The sequence below is a fragment of the Ralstonia sp. 22111 genome (genome assembly GCF_052045895.1).
GTDB lineage: Bacteria > Pseudomonadota > Gammaproteobacteria > Burkholderiales > Burkholderiaceae > Ralstonia > Ralstonia wenshanensis.
Genome location: NZ_JBQEPR010000003.1, coordinates 300066 through 323145, shown reverse-complemented (window position 1 = coordinate 323145; position 23080 = coordinate 300066). Strand labels below are relative to the sequence as shown.

Below are 23080 nucleotides of genomic sequence, written 5' to 3'. Positions count from 1 at the left end.
CGAACATGCCGAAACACCCCCTCGTTCAGCCGAATCCGTGGACGCATCTGCGCGCATTTACCGACGCTCGTATTGCGTTGGGTCGCGCCGGCAACAGCCAGACGACCGACGCCGTGCTCGCGTTTGGCGTGGCGCATGCCCAGGCGCGCGATGCCGTGCATTTGCCGCTCGATAGCACCGCGTTGTCGTCCGCGCTTGGGCAGGCAGGCTTCACCGCATTGAACGTACACAGCGCGGCGGCTGACCGCGCCCAGTACCTGCGCCGTCCCGATCTTGGCCGCCGGCTTGACGATGCGAGCCACGCAAGAGTTGGCGCGTTGCGGCAAGCGCAGCCATTCGACGTTGTTTTCGTGATTGCCGATGGGCTCTCCGCATTGGCGGCGCAAAGCCACGGCGTGCCGCTCCTGTGCTGCGTGCGCGATCGTCTGCCGCGCGACTGGTCGATCGGCCCCGTCGTGATCGCCAGGCAGTCCCGTGTTGCGCTGGGGGACGAGATCGGTGCGTTGCTTGGCGCGCGGCAGGTCGTGATGCTGATCGGTGAGCGGCCGGGGCTGAGTTCGCCAGACAGCCTGGGCATTTACCTGACCTACGCACCGCGCGTTGGGTGCTCCGATGCGCAGCGCAATTGCATCTCGAATGTACGGCCGGCAGGCCTGACCTATGACCAGGCAGCGAGCCGGCTGGTGTTCCTGCTCAACGGCGCACTGGCGCTCGGCCGCAGCGGCGTGGACCTGAAGGACGACACCCCAGCCGCTGCCCCGGGTACAGCCCGACTTGCCGAACGTCACAACCCGTGACACACTCCCTCCCGCTGCCCACACCGGCAGCACGCAGGCGCGGCTGACGCACCAACGACAGCTGCAACACGCCGCAGGAGAGACCGGGCTTAACGCGCACACGCGCAACGCCTGGCGCCGATGGAGCAACCACCCCGGAAACTCTCAGGCAAAAGGACTGTGGCGTCGACTGCGAATCTGGAGAGAGGCGTGCACGCGCGCGCCCACCGAAGGGGATGGCGCCAGCGCTGCTGACGCCCAAGCTCTCAGGTCCCGAGACAGATGGGGTGAGCCGACCGGATCGTCCGGTCATGACATCACTCCATAGGGACCGCCATGACGCACATCGTCATCGTCGGCGCCGGCATATCCGGCGTCACCACTGCTTACACGCTCTCGCAACTCGGCTATCAGGTCACGGTGCTCGACCGCCACCTGTATCCGGCCATGGAAACCTCGTTCGCCAACGGCGGGCAGCTTTCCGCCAGCAACGCTGAAGTCTGGAACAGCACCGGCACGCTGCTCAAGGGCATCAAATGGATGCTGCGCAACGACGCCCCGCTGCTGCTCAATCCCAAGCCGTCGTGGCATAAGTATTCGTGGATCGGCGAGTTCGTGGCCAGCATCGCGCACTACCGCCGCAACACCATCGAAACCACGCGCATGGCCATCGAGGCCCGCAAGCATCTGTTTGCCATGGCTGAGCGTGAGCAGATCGATTTCGACCTACAGAAGCGCGGCATTCTGCACGTCTATCACGACAAGGCGAGCTTTGCGGCAGCAGGCAAGGCCAACGCCCTGCTTGTCGCCGGCGGGCTTGAACGCCACGCCGTGAGCCCCGAAGACATTGCCGCCATCGAGCCCACACTGCGGGGCAACTACTACGGCGGCTATTTCACAGAGTCCGATGCCACCGGCGACATCCACAAGTTCACGCGCGGTCTCGCGCAGGCGTGCGAAAAGCGCGGCGTGCGCTTCATGCAAGGTGTGGATGTCCGCGATGTGCAAACCACTGAAGGCGGCGTTCGCCTCCTGCTGCAGACCACGCTTGATGACCGCCTTTCCACCAGCGAAGCGAATGTCGTGCAGGACATTGCCGCCGATGCGATGGTCGTGTGCGCGGGCGTCGGCAGCCGGCATATCGCGCAAATGGTGGGCGATCGCATCAACGTGTATCCGGTCAAGGGTTATTCGATCACGGTGCACCTGGACGACGAAGCCAGAGTGCAAGGCGCGCCGTGGGTCAGCCTGCTCGATGAAAGCGCGAAGATCGTGACCAGCCGACTTGGCACCGGCCGCTTCCGCGTGGCCGGCACGGCCGAGTTCAACGGTTACAACCGCGATATCCGCGCGGATCGTATCGAACCCTTGGTGGCCTGGACGCGGCGCAACTTCGCCATTGGCACGTCGCGCGTGGTGCCGTGGGCCGGCTTGCGTCCGATGATGCCCGACATGATGCCGCGCGTCGGCCGTGGGCGGCATGGGCGCGTGTTCTACAACACGGGCCACGGGCATCTGGGATGGACGCTATCCGGCGCCACCGCCGCAATGGTGGGCGACGTGATCGCGCGAGATTGCCCGCTGCATTGATCGCGGCAAACGAAAAAGCCCGCCGGGACGCTGGCGGGCTTTTTCATTGCGAGAACGAGCCAAGCGATCAGAACTTGTGCCGCACGCCCAGCATCACGCCCAGGCGCGAGTTGTTGCCGTACAGGTTGCCGGAGTTGTTGAATGCGGCGGCGCTGTCCAACGCCACCCAACTACCCTGCAGATGCGTGTAGTCCACCTCGGCATACACATCGGTGCGCTTGCTGAAGGCGTAGTCGAGCATACCGGCAGTGGTGAGGCGCTTGCCGCTGGTATCGAGGTGCTTCATCCAGTCGTACTGCACGGTGCCAATGAAGCTCAGCGCGCCGGAGATCGGCACCTTCGCGCCCACATAGGCAGCCTGGTTCTTGTAGTCGGCCACGTCGAGGCGGCTGTTCGTATAGCCGAGGTACCACGTGGCAATCGAGGTATCCAGCTTGCCGCCAAAGCCCCAGACCGTCTGCTTGCTGGCCAGCGCTGCCGGCACCGCACCGAAGAACGCCGATGACACATCGTGGGTGACCTGGTACACCGCGCCCACTTCAGCCGGCCCCATGCTGTAGACGATCGAGCCGGCGCCCGCCGAGCTCTTGCTGAAGCTGCCCGCTGCTTCGCCAAACGTCCATGCGCCGGCCAGTTGCAGCCCGCCGAACGACTTGATGTATTTGACCGTGTTGTCGTAACGCAGGCCGGTGTAGTTGCCGCCCTGGTAGCCGACGATGGAGTTGTTGGCGAACGCCATCGCCTCGTATGAAGACAGCACTTCATGCGCCAGCGTGTATTGGCGGCCGAGGTACAGCTTGCCGTAGTCGCCTTCCAGGCCAACCACCGCGGTGCGCCCGAACAGACGCCCGCCCTGCTGGCTGCTTCCGGTGTCCGGCGAGAAACCGGATTCAAGAATGAACAGGGCCTTGGTGCCGCCGCCCAGATCTTCGGTGCCGCGCAAGCCCCAGCGGCTGCCGGTCAGGACCCCGTCCGTCATCTGCAGATTGTGGTTGCCCGCTGCGTTCTCATGTGTGCTGTAGCGGATGGTGGTGTCGATCAGTCCGTAGAGCGTGACACCGCCGGCGGTTTGCGCTGCTGCTGGCAGGCTCGTGGCTCCGAGCACCAATGCGGCAATCATTGTCTTGTTCATGGCTCCCTTGTCTCCTTTTCTCGATATGACGGGTGTGGATGTGCGATGGCCGCCCGCGCAGCCGTTGCTACGTTGAAATCGCCCATGACTGCACTGGCCACGGGCGTGGGATTCGTGGTGTGGCTTCAGCCGCCCGGGTTAGGGTCTTGGCGACTCAGTTGCGCCTGCACCGCCATACGCACGGCAGCGTTTGCAGCGCCATAGCCCAGGTAGCCGTTGCGCTGGACAAGCTCGAAGAAGAAGCGGTCGCGAAAGGGTTCGGTATAGGCGTGCAGAAAATCGCCGTGCGGGTCGCGGTCGTAGAGCAGACCGTCGTCGTGCAGGCGGGTGAGCAGCGCGTCATCCAGCCCAAGCCGGGCGGCAACATCGTCGTAATAGTTCTCTGGCACGTGCTGCAGGCGGGCCGCGCCACGGTCGATCGTCTCCATGGTCTCGAACAGCCGCTCCGTGCGGAATGCAATGTGATGCACCCCCGAGCCCGCGTAGGCGGCGATGAACCTCCCCGTGGCTGTGCGCCCGCTTTCCGACACGTTGAGGGGAATCCGCACGTTGCGGTCCGGGCTGACCATCGCCCGGCTTTTCACGAGGCCGTACGGATCTGCAATCTCCTGTACGGCTTCGGCTTGCATGCCGAAGATGGCCCGGTAGAACAGCACAAAACTGTCGAGCCGGTGCGCGGGCAGCGCCTGCGCAACATGGTCAATCGATGCCCACCCCGCTGCATCGTCTTGCACGCCAGGATGCAACACAAAATCGCTTTCGTAGATGCTGCGATCGGCCTCGCGATCGTCGATCAGATAGAGCAGCGTGCCATCAGGCGCGCGCAGCGCGGGAATGCTGCGCTCAGTCGGCCCCACCGGCCCGCGCCACTCCTGGGCGCACAACTCGCGTGCGCGTGCCATGGCGCGCTCGGCATCGTCCACCTTCAGGCCAATCGCACAGACAGACGGTCCGTGTAGCTGAAAGTGCTCCGACGCCGCGCTGTCCTGCTCCATGTTCAGGATCACGTTGACGCGGCCTTGCCGATACAGGTCCACGGCCTTGGAGCGGTGGTGCCCGGCAAGAGCAAAACCCAGCGCACGCAGGCGCGTTTCAAGCTCACGCCCTGCCGGGGCATCCACGGCAAACTCCAGGAAATCCACGCCTTCAAACCGGGCTGCCGCCGGCAGTTCCGCACCCCCAGCTTCGGACTCCAGCCAGAGGAGCGAACGCATGCCGTCCTGCGCCGTCAACCGTGCGGGCGCCGACCGGAATTCGTCATTGAAGACTTCGAGCGACAGCGGCCCGGCATAGCCTGCGGCAAGCAAGTCTCGCGCAAAGCCCGTCACCGCCAGATCGCCCTGCCCCGGGAAGTTACGGTGATGCCGACTCCAGGACAGCACGTCCATCGACAACTTCGGGGCATCCGCAAACTGCACAAAAAAGAGCTTCTCCGCCGGCACGTCGTGAATGCCATCCAGCGTGTCACCCAGCGACAGCGTATGGAAGCTGTCGAGAATCAGCCCGAGCGCCGGGTGGTCAGCCTGCCGCACGATCTGCCAGGCTTGGCGCCAGGTCCGGGTGTGCCGCCCCCAGGCAAGCGCCTCATAACCCACGCGCAGCCCGCGCCGCGCCGCTGCTTCTGCCATCTGACGCAGGTCGTCCGCCGCGCGCGCCGGATCATCGATGGCGATGTCCTGCACGTTGCTGCAGACCAGTACCGTCTCGACGCCCAACTCGGCCATCACGTCGAACTTACGCTCGGCGCGTGCCAGGTTACGTGCGAGCAGTTCGCCGGGCATTGCCTCGAAATCGCGGAACGGCTGGTACAGCATGATCGCCAGCCCAAGTTCCGCCGCCATTTGCCGCACGCGCGCCGGCGATCCGTCGAAATTCAACAGATCGTTCTCGAATATCTCGACACCGTCGAAGCCCGCGGCGGCCGCAGCTTCCAGCTTTTCAGGCAACGTGCCGGACAGGCACACGGTGGCGATGCATTTGGGATGGCGCCCTGCGCGTAGCGAATTCATGGCAATGCGTTGGTCTGACGATGCCCGCAGCGTAGGTGGGCGCACCATCCCTTCACAAGCGGCATTCGCGCAACAACGTGCGATGATCGTACAATCGTGCGCACATATCGCTCGTTTTTAGGGTTATCGCCATGACGAAGGAACCGCTGAACCGGCGCGACTGGATCGCCGGGCTGGAAAAAGGGCTCGCCATCCTGGAGGCCTTCGACCACGAGCACCCGCGGCTGACGCCCACCCAGGCCGCTGAACTGACGGGCCTGACCCGCACGGCCGCGCGCCGCTACCTGCTCACGCTCGAACACCTGGGCTACCTCACCAGCGAAGGCACGCTGTTCAGCCTGACGCCGCGCGTGCTGAAGGTGGGCTGGTCCTACTTCGATTCGGCGCGCTTGCCGCGCACGGTGCAGCCCTTCCTGCAACAGGTGACCGCCGCCGTGGGCGAGGTGGCATACCTCAGCGTGCTGGACGATTGGGAACTCGTTTTCATTTCGCGCACCAGCACAAGCCGGGTCATGAGCACGGGATTCGTGCTCGGTGCGCGTGTGCCGGCGCCGCTCGCCTCGGCCGGCGTGATGATGCTGGCGGCGCAACCCGAGCAGAAGGTCAAGGCGTGGCTGGAAACCTGTGTGCTGACGCCCTACACGCCTTACACGATCCTGCAGCGGGACCGCCTGTTCGATGAAATCCGCAAGGCCGGCCGGCAGGACTACGCCGTGGTCGAACAGCAATTGCAGATTGGCGTGCGTGGTGTGGCGGTGCCATTGCGCGATCGGCATGGCAACGTGATTGCCGCGCTGAGCGTGAACATGCAAGTCGGTGAAGAAACTACCGAGCACGCCTTGCAGCGCGTGTTGCAGGTGCTTCAGGACACTGCGCTGTCGATCATGCGTGTGCTTTAGGTCGCGGCGGATTTCCGGCCCGCCAAGCCCTGTTCTTTGACACACCTACGGACTCGGAAAAACCCTTGAGTCGTACGTTATTCGCACCACATTGTGCGATTATCGAACGAATTCACTCGGCCATCGCTTGTGCCCCGCCCCGGCGGCGGACTACGCTGCGTTGCGTGTACAGACGGCCCTTCATCGAACGAATCGCCCGATAGGCCGCACAGATAAAACCGGAGACAACCATGACCGCAGCCCCTGCCCATGAACCCCTGGGCAAGCACCAGTCGAAGAAAGCCGCCGCCAGCGGCTGGATCGGCTCGGCGCTCGAGTACTACGACTTCTTCATCTACGCCACCGCAGCGGCGCTGATCTTTCCGCAGATCTTCTTCCCCAAGGGCGATCCGAAGACGGCCATCATCGCCTCGCTGGCGACGTACGGCGTGGGCTATATCGCGCGACCGATCGGCGCGTTCGTGCTCGGCCACATGGGCGACACGCACGGGCGCAAGAACGTGCTGCTCTGGTGCATGTTCCTGATGGGTTTTTCGACCATTGCCGTGGGCCTGCTGCCCACGTACGACCAGGTTGGCCTGTGGGCGCCGACACTGCTGGTCATCATGCGGCTGATCCAGGGGTTTGCCGTGGCCGGTGAAATTTCGGGCGCCAGCTCGATGATTCTGGAGCACGCACCGTTTGGCCGGCGCGGGTTCTTTGCAAGTTTCACGCTGCAAGGCGTGCAGGCCGGGCAGATCCTGGCCGCGGCCGTATTCCTGCCGCTGGCACACTACATGCCCGCAGAACAGTTCAACTCGTGGGGTTGGCGCATTCCGTTCGTGCTGAGCTTCGTCGTCATCATCGCCGGCTATGTCATCCGCCGCGAAGTGCACGAAACCCCCGCGTTTACCGCTGAGCAACAGCAGCAAGGTCGCCCTCGCTCCCCCGTGATCGACGCCTTCAAATACAGCACGCCCGACATGTTGCGCGTGGTCTGCATGGCGCTGATGAACGTGATTCCGGTGGTGGCGACCATCTTCGGCGCGGCCTATGCCGTGCAGCCCGCTTACGGCATCGGCTTCGCCAAAGACATCTACCTGTGGATTCCGGTGGTGGGCAACATCGTTGCGGTGCTGGTCATTCCGTATGTTGGCGACCTGTCCGACCGCATCGGCCGCAAGCCGCCAATCGTGATCGGTTCGCTGCTCGCTGGCCTGCTCGCGTTTGCCTACCTGTACGCCATCAGCATCAAGAATGTGCCGCTGGCCTTCGTCATCTCGATTCTGATGTGGGGCGTGGTCTACCAAGGCTACAACGCGGTGTTCCCGAGCTTCTATCCGGAGTTGTTCCCGACGCGCACCCGTGTGTCGGCCATGGCGATTTCGCAGAACGTCGGCACGGCTGTCACGGCCATGCTGCCGGCCCTCTTCACCGCCGTGGCGCCGCCGGGAGCCACCAACATCTGGCTGACCGTGGGCGCGATTGCCTTTGGCGTAACCGTGATTGCCGCCGTGGCCGCCATGACCGCACGCGAGACGTATCGCATCCATATGGACGACCTGGGCCAGCCAGCCGCCCAACCCGTCGACAAGGCCGAATATGCCCGCCAGCGGGCCGGAGCCTTGGTCGCCTGAAATACGCACGCCTGAACCATGATTTCTGGAAAAACCACCCTCATCGCCCACATCGGCTACCCGACCGAGACCTTCAAGTCGCCGATGATCTACAACCCCTGGTTCGAGCAAAAAGGCATCGACGCCGTTGTGGTGCCCATGGGGGTGAAGGCAGAGGATTATGCGCAGAGCTTCCACTCGATCTGCCGCTTCACCAACCTGCGTGGCGCCCTCATCACCATGCCGCACAAGGTCACCACGGTGGAACTGGTCGATGAAGTTACGCCGGCCGTGCGCATCGCAGGCGCCTGCAATGCCGTGCTCAAGCGCGATGACGGCACGTTGCTGGGCGACCAGTTCGACGGTGCCGGATTCGTGCGCGGCGTGCTGCGCAAGGGGCGCAAACTGGAAGGGGCGCGCGTGCTGCTGTCGGGGGCCGGCGGTGTCGGCTCGGCGATTGCCGCGTCGCTGGCGGCTGCGGGTGTCGGCGAGCTGGCCCTGTATGACACGCGCACAGAATCGGCTGAATCGCTGGGCCGACGTCTGCGCGAGCACTACCCCGCGCTGGTGGTGCGCACCGGGTCGAATGATCCGGACGGCTTCGATGTGGTCGTCAACGCCACGCCGGTGGGCATGAAGGAAGACGATCCGCTGCCCTTCGACGTGGCACGCATCGCACCGAGCTGCTTTGTCGGCGAGGTAGTGATGAAATCCGAGTACACGCCGCTGTTGCGCGCGGCGCTCGACAAGGGCTGTGATGTCCAGGTCGGCACCGACATGCTGTTCGAGATGATTCCCGCGTACCTGGAGTTCTTCGGCTTCGGCACGGCCACCGCAGATGAGCTGCGGCGCAGCGCAGCCATTGCATACTGAGCTGATGACGCGTCGCCCTCTGAGTTTTGCCCTGCTTCTGCCGCTCTTGCTGTCGGCACAGCCGGTTGCAACCGACAGTTACCTCCCCGCCCTGCCCGCCATTGCCCAGACGCTGGGATCGGCAAGCACGAGCCTCACGGTCTTCGCGCTGGCCTTTGGCATTGGTCAACTGCCGATGGGCAGCCTGGCCGATCGCTTTGGCCGCCGCCAGGTGCTGCTGATCGGGCTCGCGTGCTATGCCGTGGCTGCACTGGCTGGCGCCCTGGCAATAACCGCTTCCATGCTGACCGCCGCACGGGCCCTCCAAGGTTTCTCGATGGCCGCCATCCTGGTGTGCGCACGCGCTGCGGTACGCGACCTGCACCCGGCACGCGATGGTCCACACGTCATGGCGCGTGGCCTCACGGGGCTGGGTTTCGTAGCGTTGATGGCACCGATTCTCGGTGCCTTTGTCGCGCAACACGCAGGCTGGCGCTGGGTGCTGGCGGGCATGAGCTTCTATGCAATCGTGCTGTGGGCGATGTGCTGGTATGGCTTTTCCGAAACCCGACAAGAAACGCACGCCCAGGCGGGCAGCGTGCGCGAGATCTTCGCGAGTGCGGACTTTCGCGTCTGGGGGTTGCTGGCAGCCACCACCTACGCCGGCATCTTCTGCTTCCTGCTGCTCTCGCCGATGGTCTACATCGCATACCTCGGCCTGTCCCCCGAGCTGTATGGCTGGATACCGGCCGGCGGCTCGCTCGTCTATATCGTGAGCACGACCGGCTGCCGGCGCCTGCTGCGCCGCCAGAGCCTCGTGCGGACGGTGCAGCAAGGCGCAACGCTCAGCCTGCTAGGCGCCTGCATCCAGGGATTGGGCTGCTGGCTGCTTCCCGGGCAAGCGTGGCCGCTGCTGCTGGGGCACGGCATCTATTGCATGGGCCACGGTATCCACCAGCCTTGCGGCCAGGCGGGCGCGGTGGGCGAGCTGCCGCATCTTGCAGGGCGCGCGGTGTCATGGTCCGGCTTCATCATGATGCTGGCGGCCTTCTGCCTGGGCCAGACCGCGGCCGCCTTTGACGACAGATCGCACAGCCTGGGTGCCTGGCCCATGGTGGTGCCGATGATGCTTGCCGGCGCCGTACTGGCGTCCATCGCTTTCCTGTGGCTACCGAAGCTACAGAGCCAGCCGGATCCACAAAGGGCTGCCGCATAGCAACGGCTGGGGATGCGCATTGCCACGCCGGTGGTACACAATGCGGTGTCCGCATTCTTTGCTTCAGCCACAGGAGTTTGACCATGAGCCGCAACGCCGACCTGCCTTTCAAGACCGCCGGCTTGGAGTTCATCGAGTTCGCCACGCAAGCGCCGGCAGCGCTCGGCCAGGTGTTCGCATCGCTGGGCTTCAAGGCCATCGCGCGGCATGTGAGCAAGGACGTCACGCTGTATCGGCAAGGCGACATGAACTTCCTCGTCAACGCCGAAGCCGATTCCTTCGCGCACCGCTGGGCCGAGGAATATGGCGTGGGCATCTGCGCCATCGGCATCCGCGTCGACGATGCGCAGCACGCCTACGATCGTGCCGTTGAACTGGGCGCATGGCCGGCCGAAGCCGAGCCGATCGGCCCAAGCGAACTGGTGATCCCGGCCATCCAGGGCGTGGGCGATACGCACCTGTATTTTGTCGACCGCTGGCGCGGCAAGCACGGTGCCCGGGGCGGCCTGGGCGACATCTCCATCTACGACATCGACTTCCGGCCGCTGGACACAGCGACCGCGCATGAGGACTGGCACCACGCCGGCGTGGGGCTGGCACGCGTCGACCACCTGACGCAAACCGTCGGCCCCGGCCGCCTGCAGGATTGGATCGATTTCTACCGCAACCAGCTCGGCTTTCGCGAGATCCACGAGCTGCACGCTAACTGGCACGTCGCGGCAGATTCGCGCGTGATGGTGTCGTCGTGCGGCACGATCCGGATTCCGCTCTATGAAGAAGGCACGCACCGCGCGCACCTCATGCATGCCTACCTGCCCGACCACCCCGGCGAAGGTGTGCAGCACATCGCGCTGGCCACCGACGACATCCTGCGCACAGCAAGCGCTCTGGCCGCCAACGGCCTCACTTTCGTCGAGCCCCCGGCGCACTACTACGACACTGTCGACGCGCGCTTGCCCGGCCACGGCTTGGACCTGGAAGCCTTGCGCCGATACGGCATCCTGGTCGACGGGGAGATCGTCGACGGTGAGCCGAAACTGTTCCTGCAAACCTTCATCAAGCGCCATCCAGGCGAGATCTTCTTCGAGATCGTGCAGCGGCGCGGGCACCACGGCTTTGGCGAGGGCAATCTGCCGGTGTTGACTGCTGCCGCGACCTGACCCGGAAAGCGTTGCAAAGGAAAAGCCCGCCAGGTTTCGGCGGGCTTTCTTTTCGTACTGCGAAGCTGCAATGCCAATCAGTAACCGGCTGCCAACCCCGTATTGCGACGCGGATCATTCGCGCCATAGAAGCGGTTGTTGCCGACCGGCTTGCCACCCAGCGACGGCGCCCCGACGATGATCGCCGCCAGGTGGTTGGCCGGCTGCGGCGCACCCAGGTTGTGGCCCATCGACGTCAGGATCTTGCGCGTATCTTCCGACAGGGCATACGGCTCGACGTTGGTCACGTCCGGCAGCCATTGCTGATGGAAGCGCGGCATGTCGACAGCTTCCTGCACGTTCATGCCGTAGTCGATCGCGTTGATCATGGTCAGCATGACGGCGGTGATGATGCGGCTGCCGCCGGGCGTACCCACCACCATGACAGGCTTGCCATCCTTGGTAACGATGGTCGGGCTCATCGACGACAGCGGACGCTTGCCCGGGGCGATCGAGTTGGCCTCGCCCTGCACCAGGCCGTACAGGTTCGGCACGCCGACCTTGGCCGTGAAGTCGTCCATTTCATCATTCAGGACCACGCCCGTCTTGGCGGCCGTCACCTTCGCACCAAACCAGTCGTTGAGTGTGTACGTGACCGACACCGCGTTGCCGTACTTGTCGGCAATCGAGTAGTGCGTCGTGTTGCTGCCTTCATGCGGCTCGACGCCCGGCTTGATGTCCTTCGACACGCCAGCCTTCTTCGGGTCGATCACAGCACGGATCTTGGCTGCGTAGTCCTTGCTCAGCAGGCGGTCCAGCGGGTTCTTCACGAAGTCCGGGTCGCCCAGGTAGCTGTTGCGGTCCACATAGGCGTGGCGCATGGCTTCGATCTGGTAGTGCGTGGCCTGCGCGGAATGCCAGCCCAGCTCCTTGAGTGGATAGCCTTCCAGGATGTTCAGCATTTCGCAGATGATCACGCCGCCCGAGCTCGGGGGCGGTGCCGACACCACGTGATAGCCACGGTAGTCGCACTCCACCGGCGCCAGCTCGCGCGTCTTGTAGCTGACGAGATCGTCTTGCGTGATCAGGCCACCACCGGCCTTGCTCGATGCAGCAATGGCCTGCCCAACCCAGCCCTTGTAGAAGCCGTCGGTGCCCTTGTTGCTGATCTCGCGCAGCGTCTTGGCCAAGTCATGCTGGACGAGCTTCTCGCCCACCTGGAACGGCTGCCCCTTGTTCAGGAAGATCGCGCCCGATGCGGCGTCCTCCTGGAAGTCCTTGGTCGACGTGTGCAGCATGTCGACGTCGCCCTGGTCGAGGACGAAGCCCTTGTCGGCCAGCGCAATGGCCGGCGCGATCAGTGCAGCGCGTTGCATGGTGCCGTACTTCTGGCGCGCGTACTCCATGCCCGACACGGTGCCCGGCACACCCACGGCCAAGTGGCCCTTGGTGGACGCGCCCTTGATGACGTTGCCGTCCTTGTCGAGGTACATGTTGGCCGTGGCACCCTTCGGTGCGACTTCACGGAAGTCGAGGAAGGTCTTGCGGCCGTCCGCCAGTTGAATGGTCATGAAACCACCGCCACCCAGGTTGCCGGCGGCCGGATAGACCACGGCCAGCGCGTAACCCACGGCAACTGCTGCGTCGACAGCATTGCCGCCGCGCTTGAGCACTTCCACACCGACCTTGCTGGCCAGATGCTGCGCCGCAACGACCATGCCGTTTTCTGCGGCCACGGGGGCGACGGATGCCGCGTGTGCGACGGTCGTGATGCTGATCGAGGCGATTGCGGCGGCGATCCACCGCATGCCTGTTCTTGGATTCTGCATAGGAGCTCCTTTGGTACCTTCAAGGACGCCGGTCGTGCCAGCGTACGTGTTATGGCGCGCAAACCTTATCAGGCGGCGCGCTGGGGCACTATAGCCTCATCCCCGTATTGACGCATTGCGCAGGCCGTTGAACGGCATGCATCGCTAGCCCAGCGGCACTTCGAGCCCAACCTTCACGCGGTTGAGCACCACGGCCGTGCGGTACCACTTGATGTTGTCGTTGTCGTCGAACAGGCGGCGCGCGAGGGCTTCGTACTCCGTCATCGTGGCCACGTTCAGGATGAGGACGAAATCGGCCTCGCCCGTCACGTAGTAGCACTGCTGCACCTCGGGGCCGGAGAGCGCCTTCTTGAGCGCAGCCATTGCCGCGGTATTGGTACGCTCGGCATGCACCTCGACGATCACGGTGATGGGTTTGCCCACATGCTCCGGGTCCACCACGGCCACGTTGCCGACGATGACGCCCGCTTCCTCCATCCGCTTGATGCGCCGTTGCACGGCGGCGGTCGATAGATTGACCTGCTCTCCGATCACGCGCAGGGGCGTGGTGTAGCACCGCTGCACGGTGTTGAGGATGGCAATGTCGAATGCGTCGAGTTCGAGCGACTTCTGTGCGGCCATAACGGATGCGGAGCGAGCGGATGCGGAGCGAGAAATTTTTGCGTCTGGCTGGGCAGAATAGCTGAAATTGCTCGGCTGACGTGACATAGGATTTCGTGGTCCATGTGTTCGCAGAAGGCCATCCCATGCATTGGCAATCCCAGCTCGTCAACCCGGAAGCGCTTGCCCCTGGCGGTTTTCGGTCATTGGTGACCCCGGTCTACCGTGGTTCAACCGTGCTGTTCGACAACGCAGCGCAGGTCGTCGACGACTGGCGCCATGCGCAGCACGGCTATACCTACGGCCTCTATGGCACACCGACCGCCATTGAACTCGGCGCGCGGATTGCGCAACTGGAGCGCGCCCGCCACAGCTTTATCGTGCCCGGCGGGCAGGCTGCCATCGCGCTCGTCTACCTGGCCTGCTGCGGCGCGGGCAGCCATGCGCTGGTGCCGTTCAGCGCGTACGGGCCCAACCGCAGCATGGCCGACGGCCTGCTCAAACGCATGGGCATCGAAGTCGAAACCTACGACCCGCTCATCGGCGCGGGCATCGCCGGACTCATCCGTTCGAACACCGCACTGGTTTGGACTGAAAGCCCCGGCTCGGTCACGATGGAAGTGCAGGACGTGCCGGCCATCGTGGCAGCGGCGCATGCGCGCAGCGTGCCGGTGGCGCTGGACAACACGTACACGGCCGGCGTGTATTTCGACGCCTTTGCACACGGCGTGGATATCAGCATGCAGGCGCTGACGAAGTACGTGGGTGGCCACAGCGACCTGTTGCTCGGCTCGGTCTCGGTCAACTCGGAAGCGATGTTCGAGCGTGTGGGCAGCGCGTTTGCCGATCTCGGCATGGGCGCCTCGCCCGACGATTGCAGCCTGGCGCTGCGTGGCCTGCAAACGCTGGGGCTGCGGCTGGAGCGTCTGCAGGCTTCCACCATGGCGGTGGCGCGGTGGCTGCATCTGCAGGATTGCATTGCCACCGTGCTGCATCCGGCGCTGCCGTCATGCCCCGGTCATGAACTCTGGAAGCGCGACTTTACCGGCGCAACCAGCGTGTTTTCGGTGGTGTTTCAGGAAAGCGTCTCGGCCGAACGAGTCAACGCATTCATCGATGCGCTGCGCATGTTCCGGATCGGCATGAGCTGGGGCGGCACGAGCAGCCTGGTGATGCCATATCCGGATCTGGCGCGGCCGAACCGCCACTATCGCGGCCGCCTGGTGCGGCTCAATGTCGGGCTGGAGGCGCCGGAAGACCTGATTGCCGATCTGCGGCAAGCCATGGCGCGCGCAGCCATCCAGGAGCCCGCTGTTGTCGCATAGCCGCCGGCACCTCAGCCAGCCTGTGCAAACGGCGGCGCACGCCGCTTAACCGGTTGCGTCTTGACGATGGCGGTGTTGGTTTCAGCGTGATACGCCACGCGATCGAGAATCTGGTCGAGCTGATCGATCGAGCGCACATACAGTCGTGCGATGAAGCAGTCCTCGCCCGTCACCTTGTCGCATTCGCCAATCTCGGGAATCTCTTCGATCAGCTTCTGCACGATATGCAGCTTGCCCGGCATGGGCCGCACGCGCACGATGGCCTGCAGCGTATAGCCGAGCGCGGCGGGGTCAATGTCGACGGTGTAATGCCGGATCACGCCACGCTCTTCCAGCCGGCGCAGGCGCTCCGACACGCTGGGGGACGACAGTCCCACCTGTTCGGCCAACTGCTTGAGCGAGATGCGGGAATCGGTCAGCAGGACGTCAAGAATGCGTTGATCCAGTGCGTCAATCATGGTCATTGCATCTCCATCGTCAATTTGGCATTTCGCCTTACTTAATTAGAAAGAACGCCAATTTTGCCTTAGAAAAGCAATGGAAGTCAGGCCACCCGCATGCGATCCTTCTTGCATCCAACGCTCAAGGTGGTTCGCATGAACGATAAGACGCGCGGCACGGTCGAGATGACCACCGCCATGGTCATTTCCGGAACGATCGGCTGGTTCGTTGTCCGCTCGGGCCAGCCGGTGGCCGACGTTGTGTTCTGGCGCTGCGTGTTCGGCGCGCTGACGCTGCTGGGGGTTTGCGCCGGCCTGGGGCTGCTGCGCGGCGCCATCACATGGCGGCGTGCCGGCATTGCCGCGCTGGGCGGCGTGGCCATCGTCATCAATTGGCTGCTGCTGTTCGCGGCATATCCGCGCGCATCCATCTCGATTGCCACGGCGGTCTACAACACGCAGCCGTTCATGCTGGTCGGGCTTGGGGCGCTGTTTTTGTCGGAAAAGCTCACGGCGGCCAAGCTCACTTGGCTGGCCATCGCCTTTATCGGCGTCGTGCTGATTGTGCAGGTGGGGCCTGCAGCCAGCGTCGGAACCGACTACCTGGCGGGCATTGCGATGGCGCTGGGCGCGGCGTTTGCCTATGCGGTGGCCGCGCTTCTGATCAAGAAGCTGGCCGGTACGCCGCCGCATCTGATCGCGCTCATCCAGGTGTGCGTGGGCGTGCTGATGCTGGCGCCGCTGGCCAACCTGGGGCATCCGCCGGCCGATGCGCATACGTGGGTGATGCTGGTCACGGTGGGCGTGGTGCACACGGGGTTGATGTACATCCTGCTCTATGGCGCCATCCAGCGGCTGCCGACGCATCTGACCGGGTCGTTGTCGTTCATCTATCCGATTGTTGCCATCGTGGTGGACATCGTTGCGTTCGGGCATCGCCTTCAACTGGCGCAGTTTCTGGGTGCGGGGGCGATCCTGCTGGCGGCGGCGGGCATGAACCTCGGGTGGTCGCCGTATCGCTGGTTGCGGGCACGGGCCGAATCACCGGTTTCCAAATAACGCAATACGCGCAATAGCCCCCCGCATTCGCAACACGAATGGGCGGCCCAACTGCTGTTATTCTTGTGCGTTTTCCGCTGGCGCCCGGCGCGCCCTGCGCCTGCCTCTCTCCCCCCTTGGCAGCCAGCGGACAGAAACCCCAAACATACGTACAAGATGAAGGAAGGTCACCCGCCGGAGCCGGGTCGCGAAGCCGCGATCGCCTGGATCCTGGAACAAATGCAGACGTACGACCTGTCTGTCGACGATTTGCAGGCACATGGCTGCTTTGACGCGCCACCGCCGCCGCCCGCACCAGCCGCTCCCATCGGCCCCGTCTACATGAGCGCCGACGGTCAACACTGGGACGGCTCCGGCGACATGCCAGACTGGCTGCAACGCGCCGTCAACGCCGGACAGAGCATCGAGCATTTCCGCGTGGGCTGACGCGCAGTTAGTGCAGGTACGCCGGTTGCGTGGTCTGTTGGCGTCAGCGCTGCCGGTTCGTTGCTCTGTGCGTTGATCCACTGCATTGCCGGCTGGCGCTCCAACCCAACGGAGGACGTCATCATGCCGGAACGCAAAACCGTAGAACGTGCACGCGCCGACAAGCGCCACGGCAAGGCCGCCTCGACCCAGGCAGGCAACTTCGTGAAGGAAGAGATGGATCACATCCGCGAAGGCAAGCACGGTGCGAAAAACACCAAGCAGGCCATCGCGATCGGCCTATCGAAGGCACGCCGCTCCGGCGTTGCCGTCAAGCCGCCGGGGGAAGGCAAGGCGTCGGCCGCCACGCGCAAGAAGGCGGAGCATGACGTCAAGGCCGGCAGCAAGGCTGGTGGCAAGAAAAGCAGCCACGCCAGTGCGAGCAAGGAATCCACGGCCAAGCGCAGCAAAACCACAACACGCACGCTGAAGAAGGAAGGCCATTCGGCGGCTTCCAAGTCGTCGCTGTCCAAGCAGGCGCACAGCGCGGCTTCGAAGCGGTCGAGCAGCGAGCGCTCGGCGGCGGCCAAGAAGGGCGCCGCCACCAAGGGTGCGGCCGGCCGATCCGCTGCCGCCAAAAAAGCGGCTCGCACACGCGCTGCGCACGCCAGGTAAATCTTTCCTGTTCAGCCTGAAGGCGACCCATCGGGGTCGCCTTTTTTATGGCTGCTTGCTGCGCCGAAAAAAGAAATAAAAAAATTTCTGTTCTCCGTGTCAGGAACGCGTCCATGCGCCGACGAAGGTGCACGGAACACATCTGCGCGATGCCGCAGTGGACCGTACGGCAAGGGATTTCACCCTGTCCGCCGTTCAACGACACCTGCTCACTCAAGGAGAACACAAATGAAACAACACGCCATGATCGCCGCCGCTCTGGGTAGCCTGCTCGCACTGGGCGCACTGTCGACACCGGTGCAAGCCGCCGATGCCGCCGGCAAGGAAAAGTGCTACGGCGTTGCCAAGGCCGGCCAGAACGATTGCGCCAGCCCCGGCAGTGCGCATGCCTGCGCCGGCCAGTCAAAGATCGACAAGGATCCGACCTCGTGGAAGTACGTGCCGGCCGGCACCTGCGCCCAGATGGGCGGCATGATGCAGGCCCCGTCCAAGTAACGCGCAACGCCGGGTGACCGCCATGCAGACCGCTCTGCCAACCTGCGCCGGCGCAGGCCTGCGCGCGCCGCACTTTCCTGCCCTGCTACACGGGGAGGCCCGCTTCCCCTGGGTGGAAGTGCACAGCGAGAACTATCTGTATGGCGGCCCCGCCCGCGCGGCGCTGCTGGCCGCCCGAGCGCACCAGCCGGTGAGCCTGCACGGCGTCGGCATGGGGCTTGGCAATGCGGATGGGCTGGACGTCGAACACGTACGCGCCATCGCCACGCTGGCCGATGCCGTGGCGCCCGCCGCCATTTCCGAGCACCTGTGCTTCAACCGCAGCGGTGCGCAGGTCGTCAACGATCTGCTGCCGCTGCCCTATTCTCGCGAATCGCTGGATGTCGTCTGCGCCAACGTCATGCGTGCACAGGACATCCTCAAGCGGCCGCTGCTGATTGAGAACATTGCCGCGTACATCGACTGCCGTGCGCTGGTCGACGCCGACGAGGCCGTCGCCGAAGGCGCATTCCTGACCGCCCTCGCCCGGCGCACGGGCTGCGGCATCTTGCTCGACCTGAACAACCTGTACGTGAACAGCATCAACCATGGCGTGACCGTCGAATCGGTACTCGCCGATATCGACCCTCTGCTGGTCGGCGAGATTCACCTGGCTGGCTTCAGCGAGGAAGACGGCATGCTGATCGACACGCACAGTGCGCCGGTCCATGCACCCGTATGGGCGCTGTACGACGCATGGATCGCCAAGCACGGCGCACGCCCGACGCTGATCGAATGGGATGCCGAACTGCCTCCCGTGCACGTGTTGCTGGACGAAGCGGCACGCGCCCAGGCAACGCTCGATCGCCACGCCAATGCACCCATGCAGGAGCCACGCCATGCGACTGCCTGACTGGGAAGCCCACCTGATTGGCGCACTGACCAACCCTGCAGGCCACGAAGAGGCGCGCGGTATTGCCATCTACCGCAACGCGCGTCTGGCCATTCTGCGTAGTGCGCTTGCGGGGACGTATCCCGTCTGCCGGGCGCTCGTCGGTGACGACTGCTTTGACGCGCTGGTCCGCGACACGCTAGCAGTGCAGGCGTCTGCATCGCCGAATCTGCATCGCTATGGAAATGCGCTGCCCGAAGTCATTGCGCAATCGCCATTGGCGCACAGCGTGCCGTATCTGGCTGACGTAGCGCGGCTCGAATGGTGCGTGCACTGGGCGCATTACGCTCCCGACGCGCACGTTGAAACAACGGACGCCACGCTGCTCGCGCAGCCTGCGGACAACATTCGCGCGGGATTGGCCGAGGGGGCGCAGTGGGTGGCTTCGCCATGGCCCATCGTTTCGATCTGGCGCGCACACCAGCCCGGCGCAACCATCTCACTCAACGAAATCGACCTGGGTGTGGGCGAAGCCGCAGCGATTGCCGTACGCGGGCATCGCGTTGCTGTGCTCGATCTGGATGCCCCCACAGCCACGTTCCTCGCAGCTTGTGGCGCGACGCCGTCGCTTCAGACCGCGCTCGAAACCTCGCTGGCTGCGCGACCGGATTTTGATTTGACCGCATGCCTGTCTGGCCTCTATCGCTCGGGGCTGCTCGCCCTGTCTGCACGCCCAACAACTCCGCCTACTGGAGACACGCCATGAACACCCTCGCCACGACCTTTGCCCCGCTTACGCGCATCCGCGCTTCGCTTGACCGGTTCGCCGGGCCGCAAAGCGCGCTCTGCTCGCTCATCCTGTTGATCGCGCGGGCATATCTGTTCTACGTGTTCTTCCGCTCGGGCCTGACCAAGCTGCACGACTGGGACACAACCGTGCTGCTCTTCACCGAGGAATACAAGGTGCCGCTGCTGCCGCCCGCCCTGGCTGCCGCGCTCGGCACGTTTGGCGAACTGGTCTTTCCCTCGTTGATGCTGGCCGGCATCGTGCCGCGGCTCGCAGCGGCGGGGCTGTTCTTCGTCAACGTGGTGGCGGCAATATCCTACTGGGCCAATCTGTCGGCATCGGCCATCGAGTTTCATTTTGTGTGGGGCGTGCTGATTGCGCTTGTGGCGACGGTGGGGCCGGGTTGGCTGGCGGCGCAGACCCTATGGGAGCGCCGCACGCGTTAAGCAGAATGCGCAGGCGACGGGCTTATGATGTTGGCTTGTCGCCCTCTTTTCAGGAGCATCGATGCGCTTCCCTCAGTTGTCCTTCGCTGCCTCGGCCGGTGTGTTGGCTGCAATCGCCGCCGCAACTGTTCTGACTGCCTGCGCGTGGGGCGATAGCCCGAATAGCACCGGCGCGCACATGCTCGACGATTCGCTGCTGACGTACCAAGTCAAGGCAGCGCTGGACCAGGACACGGCGCTCAGCACGCGTCAGATTCGCATCCGCTCCACCCCGGACGGAAAAGTCACGCTGACGGGCTGGGTCGATACCGCCGAAATGGCTCGCCGGGCCGGCGACGACGTCAAACGCTTTGTTGACTCGGCCAAGCTCGACAACCAGCTGCGCGTGCTCTCGCGCATGCAGGTGCTGGGCGGCGGTCCGTTCATCCCCGCCGGCTTGCCGCCCGAGGCACCGGCCAGCGCGCCGGCCGCGCGCTGACGCGTTCAAGCTCTTAAACGGCCTGCGTGCCAGTCCGCCGTGGCAAGCGGCCCACGGGCACCGATTGCAGCAGGCCGAAGCCGATCTCCACAATCAGGAACGGCAACACCAGCAGCGTGGCACCCGATGCCAGCGCATAGGCCAGCCACGCCGCAAAGAGGCCGCGCGCCACGGCGTCGTACCGGCCCAGCGCCACACTCGGCTGCCGGATACGCAACACCGACCACACGCACACAACCGATCCCATCAGATTGGCCATCAACAGGTGCTCTGGCTCAAATGCCGGCAAGCTGCCGATGCCCAGCACATGCGCCAATGCGGTGAGCGCTTGATGCAACAGGGCAAACGTCCACGGCGTAGCAAACGGTGCCGTCACGATCAGGTCATACCAGCCGCTGGCGCGCACAAAGCGCAGGAAGGTCGACTCAGAAACCATGGTGAAACTCCAGGAATGAAGTGAAGGAGCCGCCACGGTAAAGCCTGGTGTACGCTCCAAGGTCAAGCCCTCAGCCGTCTCTCCTTTCCAAATCACCATGCCTGCTGCACTCCCCGCTTCCGCTTCCAATGCGCGTACCGGCGACCTTTCCATCGGCGACCTGGCCGCCGCCACCGGCGTCTCGCGGGACGGTCTGCGCTTTTACGAGGCACGCGGCCTGATCCGTGCGCGACGCCGCAGCAACGGTTACCGTGCTTACCCGCCCGAGGCCGTGGAACTGGTGCAATACGTGCGCACGGCGCAGCAACTGGGCTTCACGCTGGCAGAAATTGGCGAAGGGATGACGCAGGTGTGGCAGCAACCCGACATCGATGCCGCCGTTACGGCGCTACTGCGGGAGAAACTTGCCGCCATCGATGTCCGCATCGCCAGCTTGCAGGCCACGCGTGATGCACTTGCTGCCCGCGTCGGGATGCCGTGCCCGCTTGCACCGGACTGAGACCCCGCCATGTCTTGTCATATGACTGTCGCAGACCGGCGCCGCTAGGTGCGTTTTGCGCGTTTCCCACGCCCTGACGGCTTGCCGAGTCGTGAAAGGCGCTTGAAAGTTCGCGTCGGTAAAAACGCTCCCGTCTCAAGGGGAGTCTGCTGCAGTGAAACATCGGGGTGCGTTCCATCCACGGGTGAGGGCCGTGCTGTGCGCGGTGGCTTGCCTGCCATCTGCCGCTGCCTGGGCAGCCACGCCGGCATCGGCACCAGCTGCGGCCAGCATGCCGGTGGCGACCATGCCGCCGATCAAGCCTTCCGTGCCGGGCGTGACAGGCGCCGGGTTCAACCTGGTCGAGCTTCTGCAAGAACTGAAGGGCAACAACCCGCAGTTGATCCAGGCACGCCATAACTACCTGTCGGCCAAGTCGATCCCCCCGCAACTTGCCGCGCCCAATAACCCGCAGCTCGGCTACATCTGGAACAGCATCCCCAAGGGGTTTCCGCTTGCGGTCAACCGCGCGGGCGGCAGCCAGTACAACCTGACGCAGCAGATCCCGTTTCCCGGCAAGAAAGCGCTGGCGGCCGAAATTGCCGACCGCCAGGCCGAATCGCTGAACGCGCAAAACGATGCGCTGTACCTGCAGCTCTACGCGCAGCTTTCCACCACGTATTACCAGGCGATCGCGCTGCAGAAACAGATCGACGTACAAAAGCTGGCAATCACGCGCCTCGAGCAGGTCAAGCAGATCACGCGCGTGCGCTACGCCAACAACGCCGCCGCGTACGCCGACTTCCTCAACGCGCAGGTCATGCAGAGCAGCGCGCAGAACGATCTGTTTGCCGCGCAACGCCAGTACGACAGCACGCTGCAGACCCTCAACACGCTCATCGGCAAGGAGCCGAGCTTCCCGCTCGTGCTGCGAGCCGACGACGAGTCCGTGCACCTGCCGGAAGAGCCGCTGCCCGAGCTGGAAAACCAAGCACTGCGCGAACATCCGTCGATCAAGGCGTCTGCCGACCTGATGGACGCCGCACGCAAGAGCGTGACGCTTGCGCGCAAGGCGTACCTGCCCGATTTCCAGGTCATCGCCACCGTCACGACGGACAACCCGCCGTATGGCGTGCGCCCGAACAGCTACCAGATCGAGCTGGACGTGATCATTCCATTCTGGTTCCTGACCAAAGAGAAGTACGGCGTGAACCAGGCCGTGGAAAGCCAGATTGCCACGGAGGCGAATGACGTGTCGGTGCGTCAGCAGACGTTATTGGCCGTCGATACCGCCTACAACACGCTGCGCCAGACGCTTGCCCAGCTCGACTTCAACAAGCAGCGGCAACTGCCGCAGGCGCTGGCGGCCTATCGCGTGACGATGACCAACTACGCCAGCAACAACGCCGATTTCAACGACCTGCTCACCGCCCAGGGCGCGCTCAAGAACGCCGAACTGTCGGTCGCCCAGGCTCAGGCCACGGCCTTGCAGGCCTATCACGCGCTGCTCGCGGCCACGGGTCGCTCGCCGGTTCAAGCTCAATAACA

At 64.3% G+C, this 23080-nt stretch carries 24 protein-coding genes and 1 riboswitch; of the genes, 18 read left to right on the top strand and 6 right to left on the bottom strand.

Annotation, left to right across the window (positions count from 1 at the left end):
* The first annotated feature begins 5 nt into the window (after positions 1-5).
* Entirely contained in the window at positions 6-797 is a 792-nt protein-coding gene (gene eutC / locus ACTJK4_RS10445) for an ethanolamine ammonia-lyase subunit EutC (RefSeq protein WP_440077268.1), read from the top strand.
* Positions 798-861: 64 nt separating this feature from the next.
* Positions 862-967: riboswitch (glycine riboswitch) on the top strand.
* Positions 968-1112: 145 nt separating this feature from the next.
* Positions 1113-2366, top strand: coding sequence for a D-amino acid dehydrogenase (locus ACTJK4_RS10440; RefSeq protein WP_440817879.1), 1254 nt, complete (start codon positions 1113-1115; stop codon positions 2364-2366).
* Between the two features lie 67 nt (positions 2367-2433).
* On the opposite strand, the gene ACTJK4_RS10435 is transcribed toward ACTJK4_RS10440, so the two are convergent.
* Positions 2434-3498: a porin gene (locus tag ACTJK4_RS10435; RefSeq protein ID WP_440077269.1), complete on the bottom strand. Its 1065-nt coding sequence runs from the start codon at positions 3496-3498 to the stop codon at positions 2434-2436.
* A gap of 125 nt (positions 3499-3623) precedes the next feature.
* On the bottom strand, positions 3624-5507 hold the full coding sequence (locus ACTJK4_RS10430; protein ID WP_440817878.1) for a bifunctional sugar phosphate isomerase/epimerase/4-hydroxyphenylpyruvate dioxygenase family protein: 1884 nt from the start codon (positions 5505-5507) through the stop codon (positions 3624-3626).
* A 131-nt stretch (positions 5508-5638) separates the two neighbouring features.
* On the opposite strand from ACTJK4_RS10430, the gene ACTJK4_RS10425 reads away from it, so the two are divergent.
* From ACTJK4_RS10425 to ACTJK4_RS10405, 5 genes are all read left to right on the top strand, one after another.
* Positions 5639-6406, top strand: coding sequence for an IclR family transcriptional regulator domain-containing protein (locus ACTJK4_RS10425; RefSeq protein ID WP_009240699.1), 768 nt, complete (start codon positions 5639-5641; stop codon positions 6404-6406).
* Positions 6407-6636: 230 nt separating this feature from the next.
* Positions 6637-8022: an MFS transporter gene (locus ACTJK4_RS10420; RefSeq protein WP_440077270.1), complete on the top strand. Its 1386-nt coding sequence runs from the start codon at positions 6637-6639 to the stop codon at positions 8020-8022.
* Between the two features lie 18 nt (positions 8023-8040).
* A complete protein-coding gene (locus ACTJK4_RS10415; RefSeq protein WP_440077271.1) occupies positions 8041-8874 on the top strand; it encodes a shikimate dehydrogenase family protein in 834 nt (277 codons plus the stop codon).
* Positions 8875-8878: 4 nt separating this feature from the next.
* Positions 8879-10069 (top strand): MFS transporter, encoded by a 1191-nt coding sequence (locus tag ACTJK4_RS10410; RefSeq protein ID WP_232039656.1) that lies wholly within the window; start codon positions 8879-8881, stop codon positions 10067-10069.
* Between the two features lie 83 nt (positions 10070-10152).
* A complete protein-coding gene (locus ACTJK4_RS10405) occupies positions 10153-11229 on the top strand; it encodes a 4-hydroxyphenylpyruvate dioxygenase family protein (protein WP_232039657.1) in 1077 nt (358 codons plus the stop codon).
* 77 nt (positions 11230-11306) lie between these two features.
* Here ACTJK4_RS10405 and ggt read toward each other — a convergent pair whose 3' ends face one another.
* The gene (gene ggt, locus ACTJK4_RS10400) at positions 11307-13037 is read right to left on the bottom strand and encodes a gamma-glutamyltransferase (RefSeq protein ID WP_316870900.1); all 1731 of its coding nucleotides are present in this window, start codon (positions 13035-13037) and stop codon (positions 11307-11309) included.
* A gap of 144 nt (positions 13038-13181) precedes the next feature.
* Positions 13182-13658, bottom strand: coding sequence for an Lrp/AsnC family transcriptional regulator (locus tag ACTJK4_RS10395; RefSeq protein WP_232039659.1), 477 nt, complete (start codon positions 13656-13658; stop codon positions 13182-13184).
* A gap of 125 nt (positions 13659-13783) precedes the next feature.
* Here ACTJK4_RS10395 and ACTJK4_RS10390 point away from each other — a divergent pair, with 125 nt between their 5' ends.
* Positions 13784-14962, top strand: coding sequence for a cystathionine beta-lyase (locus tag ACTJK4_RS10390; protein ID WP_440817877.1), 1179 nt, complete (start codon positions 13784-13786; stop codon positions 14960-14962).
* 11 nt (positions 14963-14973) lie between these two features.
* On the opposite strand, the gene ACTJK4_RS10385 is transcribed toward ACTJK4_RS10390, so the two are convergent.
* Entirely contained in the window at positions 14974-15426 is a 453-nt protein-coding gene (locus tag ACTJK4_RS10385) for an Lrp/AsnC family transcriptional regulator (RefSeq protein WP_433867962.1), read from the bottom strand.
* A 132-nt stretch (positions 15427-15558) separates the two neighbouring features.
* Here ACTJK4_RS10385 and ACTJK4_RS10380 point away from each other — a divergent pair, with 132 nt between their 5' ends.
* From ACTJK4_RS10380 to ACTJK4_RS10345, 8 genes are all read left to right on the top strand, one after another.
* Complete coding sequence (locus ACTJK4_RS10380; protein ID WP_440817876.1) at positions 15559-16461, top strand: DMT family transporter; 903 nt, start codon at positions 15559-15561, stop codon at positions 16459-16461.
* A 156-nt stretch (positions 16462-16617) separates the two neighbouring features.
* Positions 16618-16887, top strand: coding sequence for an H-NS family nucleoid-associated regulatory protein (locus ACTJK4_RS10375; RefSeq protein ID WP_232039663.1), 270 nt, complete (start codon positions 16618-16620; stop codon positions 16885-16887).
* A 123-nt stretch (positions 16888-17010) separates the two neighbouring features.
* Positions 17011-17541 (top strand): DNA-binding protein, encoded by a 531-nt coding sequence (locus ACTJK4_RS10370; RefSeq protein ID WP_414562097.1) that lies wholly within the window; start codon positions 17011-17013, stop codon positions 17539-17541.
* Positions 17542-17769: 228 nt separating this feature from the next.
* A complete protein-coding gene (locus tag ACTJK4_RS10365) occupies positions 17770-18036 on the top strand; it encodes a BufA1 family periplasmic bufferin-type metallophore (RefSeq protein WP_260801628.1) in 267 nt (88 codons plus the stop codon).
* A 22-nt stretch (positions 18037-18058) separates the two neighbouring features.
* Entirely contained in the window at positions 18059-18928 is an 870-nt protein-coding gene (gene bufB, locus ACTJK4_RS10360; protein ID WP_260801627.1) for an MNIO family bufferin maturase, read from the top strand.
* Entirely contained in the window at positions 18915-19673 is a 759-nt protein-coding gene (locus tag ACTJK4_RS10355; protein WP_440817875.1) for an HvfC/BufC family peptide modification chaperone, read from the top strand. The genes bufB and ACTJK4_RS10355 overlap by 14 nt, the downstream gene beginning before the upstream one ends.
* Positions 19670-20140 carry a DoxX family protein gene (locus tag ACTJK4_RS10350; RefSeq protein ID WP_322018846.1) on the top strand — a complete coding sequence of 157 codons (471 nt, stop codon included), beginning with the start codon at positions 19670-19672 and terminating at the stop codon, positions 20138-20140. Before ACTJK4_RS10355 ends, ACTJK4_RS10350 begins: the two co-directional genes overlap by 4 nt.
* A gap of 61 nt (positions 20141-20201) precedes the next feature.
* On the top strand, positions 20202-20618 hold the full coding sequence (locus ACTJK4_RS10345; RefSeq protein ID WP_260801625.1) for a BON domain-containing protein: 417 nt from the start codon (positions 20202-20204) through the stop codon (positions 20616-20618).
* A gap of 13 nt (positions 20619-20631) precedes the next feature.
* On the opposite strand, the gene ACTJK4_RS10340 is transcribed toward ACTJK4_RS10345, so the two are convergent.
* Positions 20632-21054: a hypothetical protein gene (locus ACTJK4_RS10340; RefSeq protein WP_260801624.1), complete on the bottom strand. Its 423-nt coding sequence runs from the start codon at positions 21052-21054 to the stop codon at positions 20632-20634.
* Between the two features lie 97 nt (positions 21055-21151).
* Here ACTJK4_RS10340 and ACTJK4_RS10335 point away from each other — a divergent pair, with 97 nt between their 5' ends.
* Both ACTJK4_RS10335 and ACTJK4_RS10330 read left to right on the top strand, forming a co-directional pair.
* The gene (locus tag ACTJK4_RS10335) at positions 21152-21553 is read left to right on the top strand and encodes a MerR family transcriptional regulator (protein ID WP_232039671.1); all 402 of its coding nucleotides are present in this window, start codon (positions 21152-21154) and stop codon (positions 21551-21553) included.
* Positions 21554-21707: 154 nt separating this feature from the next.
* Positions 21708-23078: a TolC family protein gene (locus ACTJK4_RS10330; RefSeq protein ID WP_260801623.1), complete on the top strand. Its 1371-nt coding sequence runs from the start codon at positions 21708-21710 to the stop codon at positions 23076-23078.
* The last annotated feature ends 2 nt before the right edge of the window (positions 23079-23080 follow it).

Coding starts and splice junctions, on each gene's coding strand:
- eutC (WP_440077268.1), top strand. CDS start 6: ATGCCGAAACACCCCCTCGTTCAGCCGAATCCGTGGACGCATCTGCGC.
- ACTJK4_RS10440 (WP_440817879.1), top strand. CDS start 1,113: ATGACGCACATCGTCATCGTCGGCGCCGGCATATCCGGCGTCACCACT.
- ACTJK4_RS10435 (WP_440077269.1), bottom strand. CDS start 3,498: ATGAACAAGACAATGATTGCCGCATTGGTGCTCGGAGCCACGAGCCTG.
- ACTJK4_RS10430 (WP_440817878.1), bottom strand. CDS start 5,507: ATGAATTCGCTACGCGCAGGGCGCCATCCCAAATGCATCGCCACCGTG.
- ACTJK4_RS10425 (WP_009240699.1), top strand. CDS start 5,639: ATGACGAAGGAACCGCTGAACCGGCGCGACTGGATCGCCGGGCTGGAA.
- ACTJK4_RS10420 (WP_440077270.1), top strand. CDS start 6,637: ATGACCGCAGCCCCTGCCCATGAACCCCTGGGCAAGCACCAGTCGAAG.
- ACTJK4_RS10415 (WP_440077271.1), top strand. CDS start 8,041: ATGATTTCTGGAAAAACCACCCTCATCGCCCACATCGGCTACCCGACC.
- ACTJK4_RS10410 (WP_232039656.1), top strand. CDS start 8,879: ATGACGCGTCGCCCTCTGAGTTTTGCCCTGCTTCTGCCGCTCTTGCTG.
- ACTJK4_RS10405 (WP_232039657.1), top strand. CDS start 10,153: ATGAGCCGCAACGCCGACCTGCCTTTCAAGACCGCCGGCTTGGAGTTC.
- ggt (WP_316870900.1), bottom strand. CDS start 13,037: ATGCAGAATCCAAGAACAGGCATGCGGTGGATCGCCGCCGCAATCGCC.
- ACTJK4_RS10395 (WP_232039659.1), bottom strand. CDS start 13,658: ATGGCCGCACAGAAGTCGCTCGAACTCGACGCATTCGACATTGCCATC.
- ACTJK4_RS10390 (WP_440817877.1), top strand. CDS start 13,784: ATGCATTGGCAATCCCAGCTCGTCAACCCGGAAGCGCTTGCCCCTGGC.
- ACTJK4_RS10385 (WP_433867962.1), bottom strand. CDS start 15,426: ATGACCATGATTGACGCACTGGATCAACGCATTCTTGACGTCCTGCTG.
- ACTJK4_RS10380 (WP_440817876.1), top strand. CDS start 15,559: ATGAACGATAAGACGCGCGGCACGGTCGAGATGACCACCGCCATGGTC.
- ACTJK4_RS10375 (WP_232039663.1), top strand. CDS start 16,618: ATGAAGGAAGGTCACCCGCCGGAGCCGGGTCGCGAAGCCGCGATCGCC.
- ACTJK4_RS10370 (WP_414562097.1), top strand. CDS start 17,011: ATGCCGGAACGCAAAACCGTAGAACGTGCACGCGCCGACAAGCGCCAC.
- ACTJK4_RS10365 (WP_260801628.1), top strand. CDS start 17,770: ATGAAACAACACGCCATGATCGCCGCCGCTCTGGGTAGCCTGCTCGCA.
- bufB (WP_260801627.1), top strand. CDS start 18,059: ATGCAGACCGCTCTGCCAACCTGCGCCGGCGCAGGCCTGCGCGCGCCG.
- ACTJK4_RS10355 (WP_440817875.1), top strand. CDS start 18,915: ATGCGACTGCCTGACTGGGAAGCCCACCTGATTGGCGCACTGACCAAC.
- ACTJK4_RS10350 (WP_322018846.1), top strand. CDS start 19,670: ATGAACACCCTCGCCACGACCTTTGCCCCGCTTACGCGCATCCGCGCT.
- ACTJK4_RS10345 (WP_260801625.1), top strand. CDS start 20,202: ATGCGCTTCCCTCAGTTGTCCTTCGCTGCCTCGGCCGGTGTGTTGGCT.
- ACTJK4_RS10340 (WP_260801624.1), bottom strand. CDS start 21,054: ATGGTTTCTGAGTCGACCTTCCTGCGCTTTGTGCGCGCCAGCGGCTGG.
- ACTJK4_RS10335 (WP_232039671.1), top strand. CDS start 21,152: ATGCCTGCTGCACTCCCCGCTTCCGCTTCCAATGCGCGTACCGGCGAC.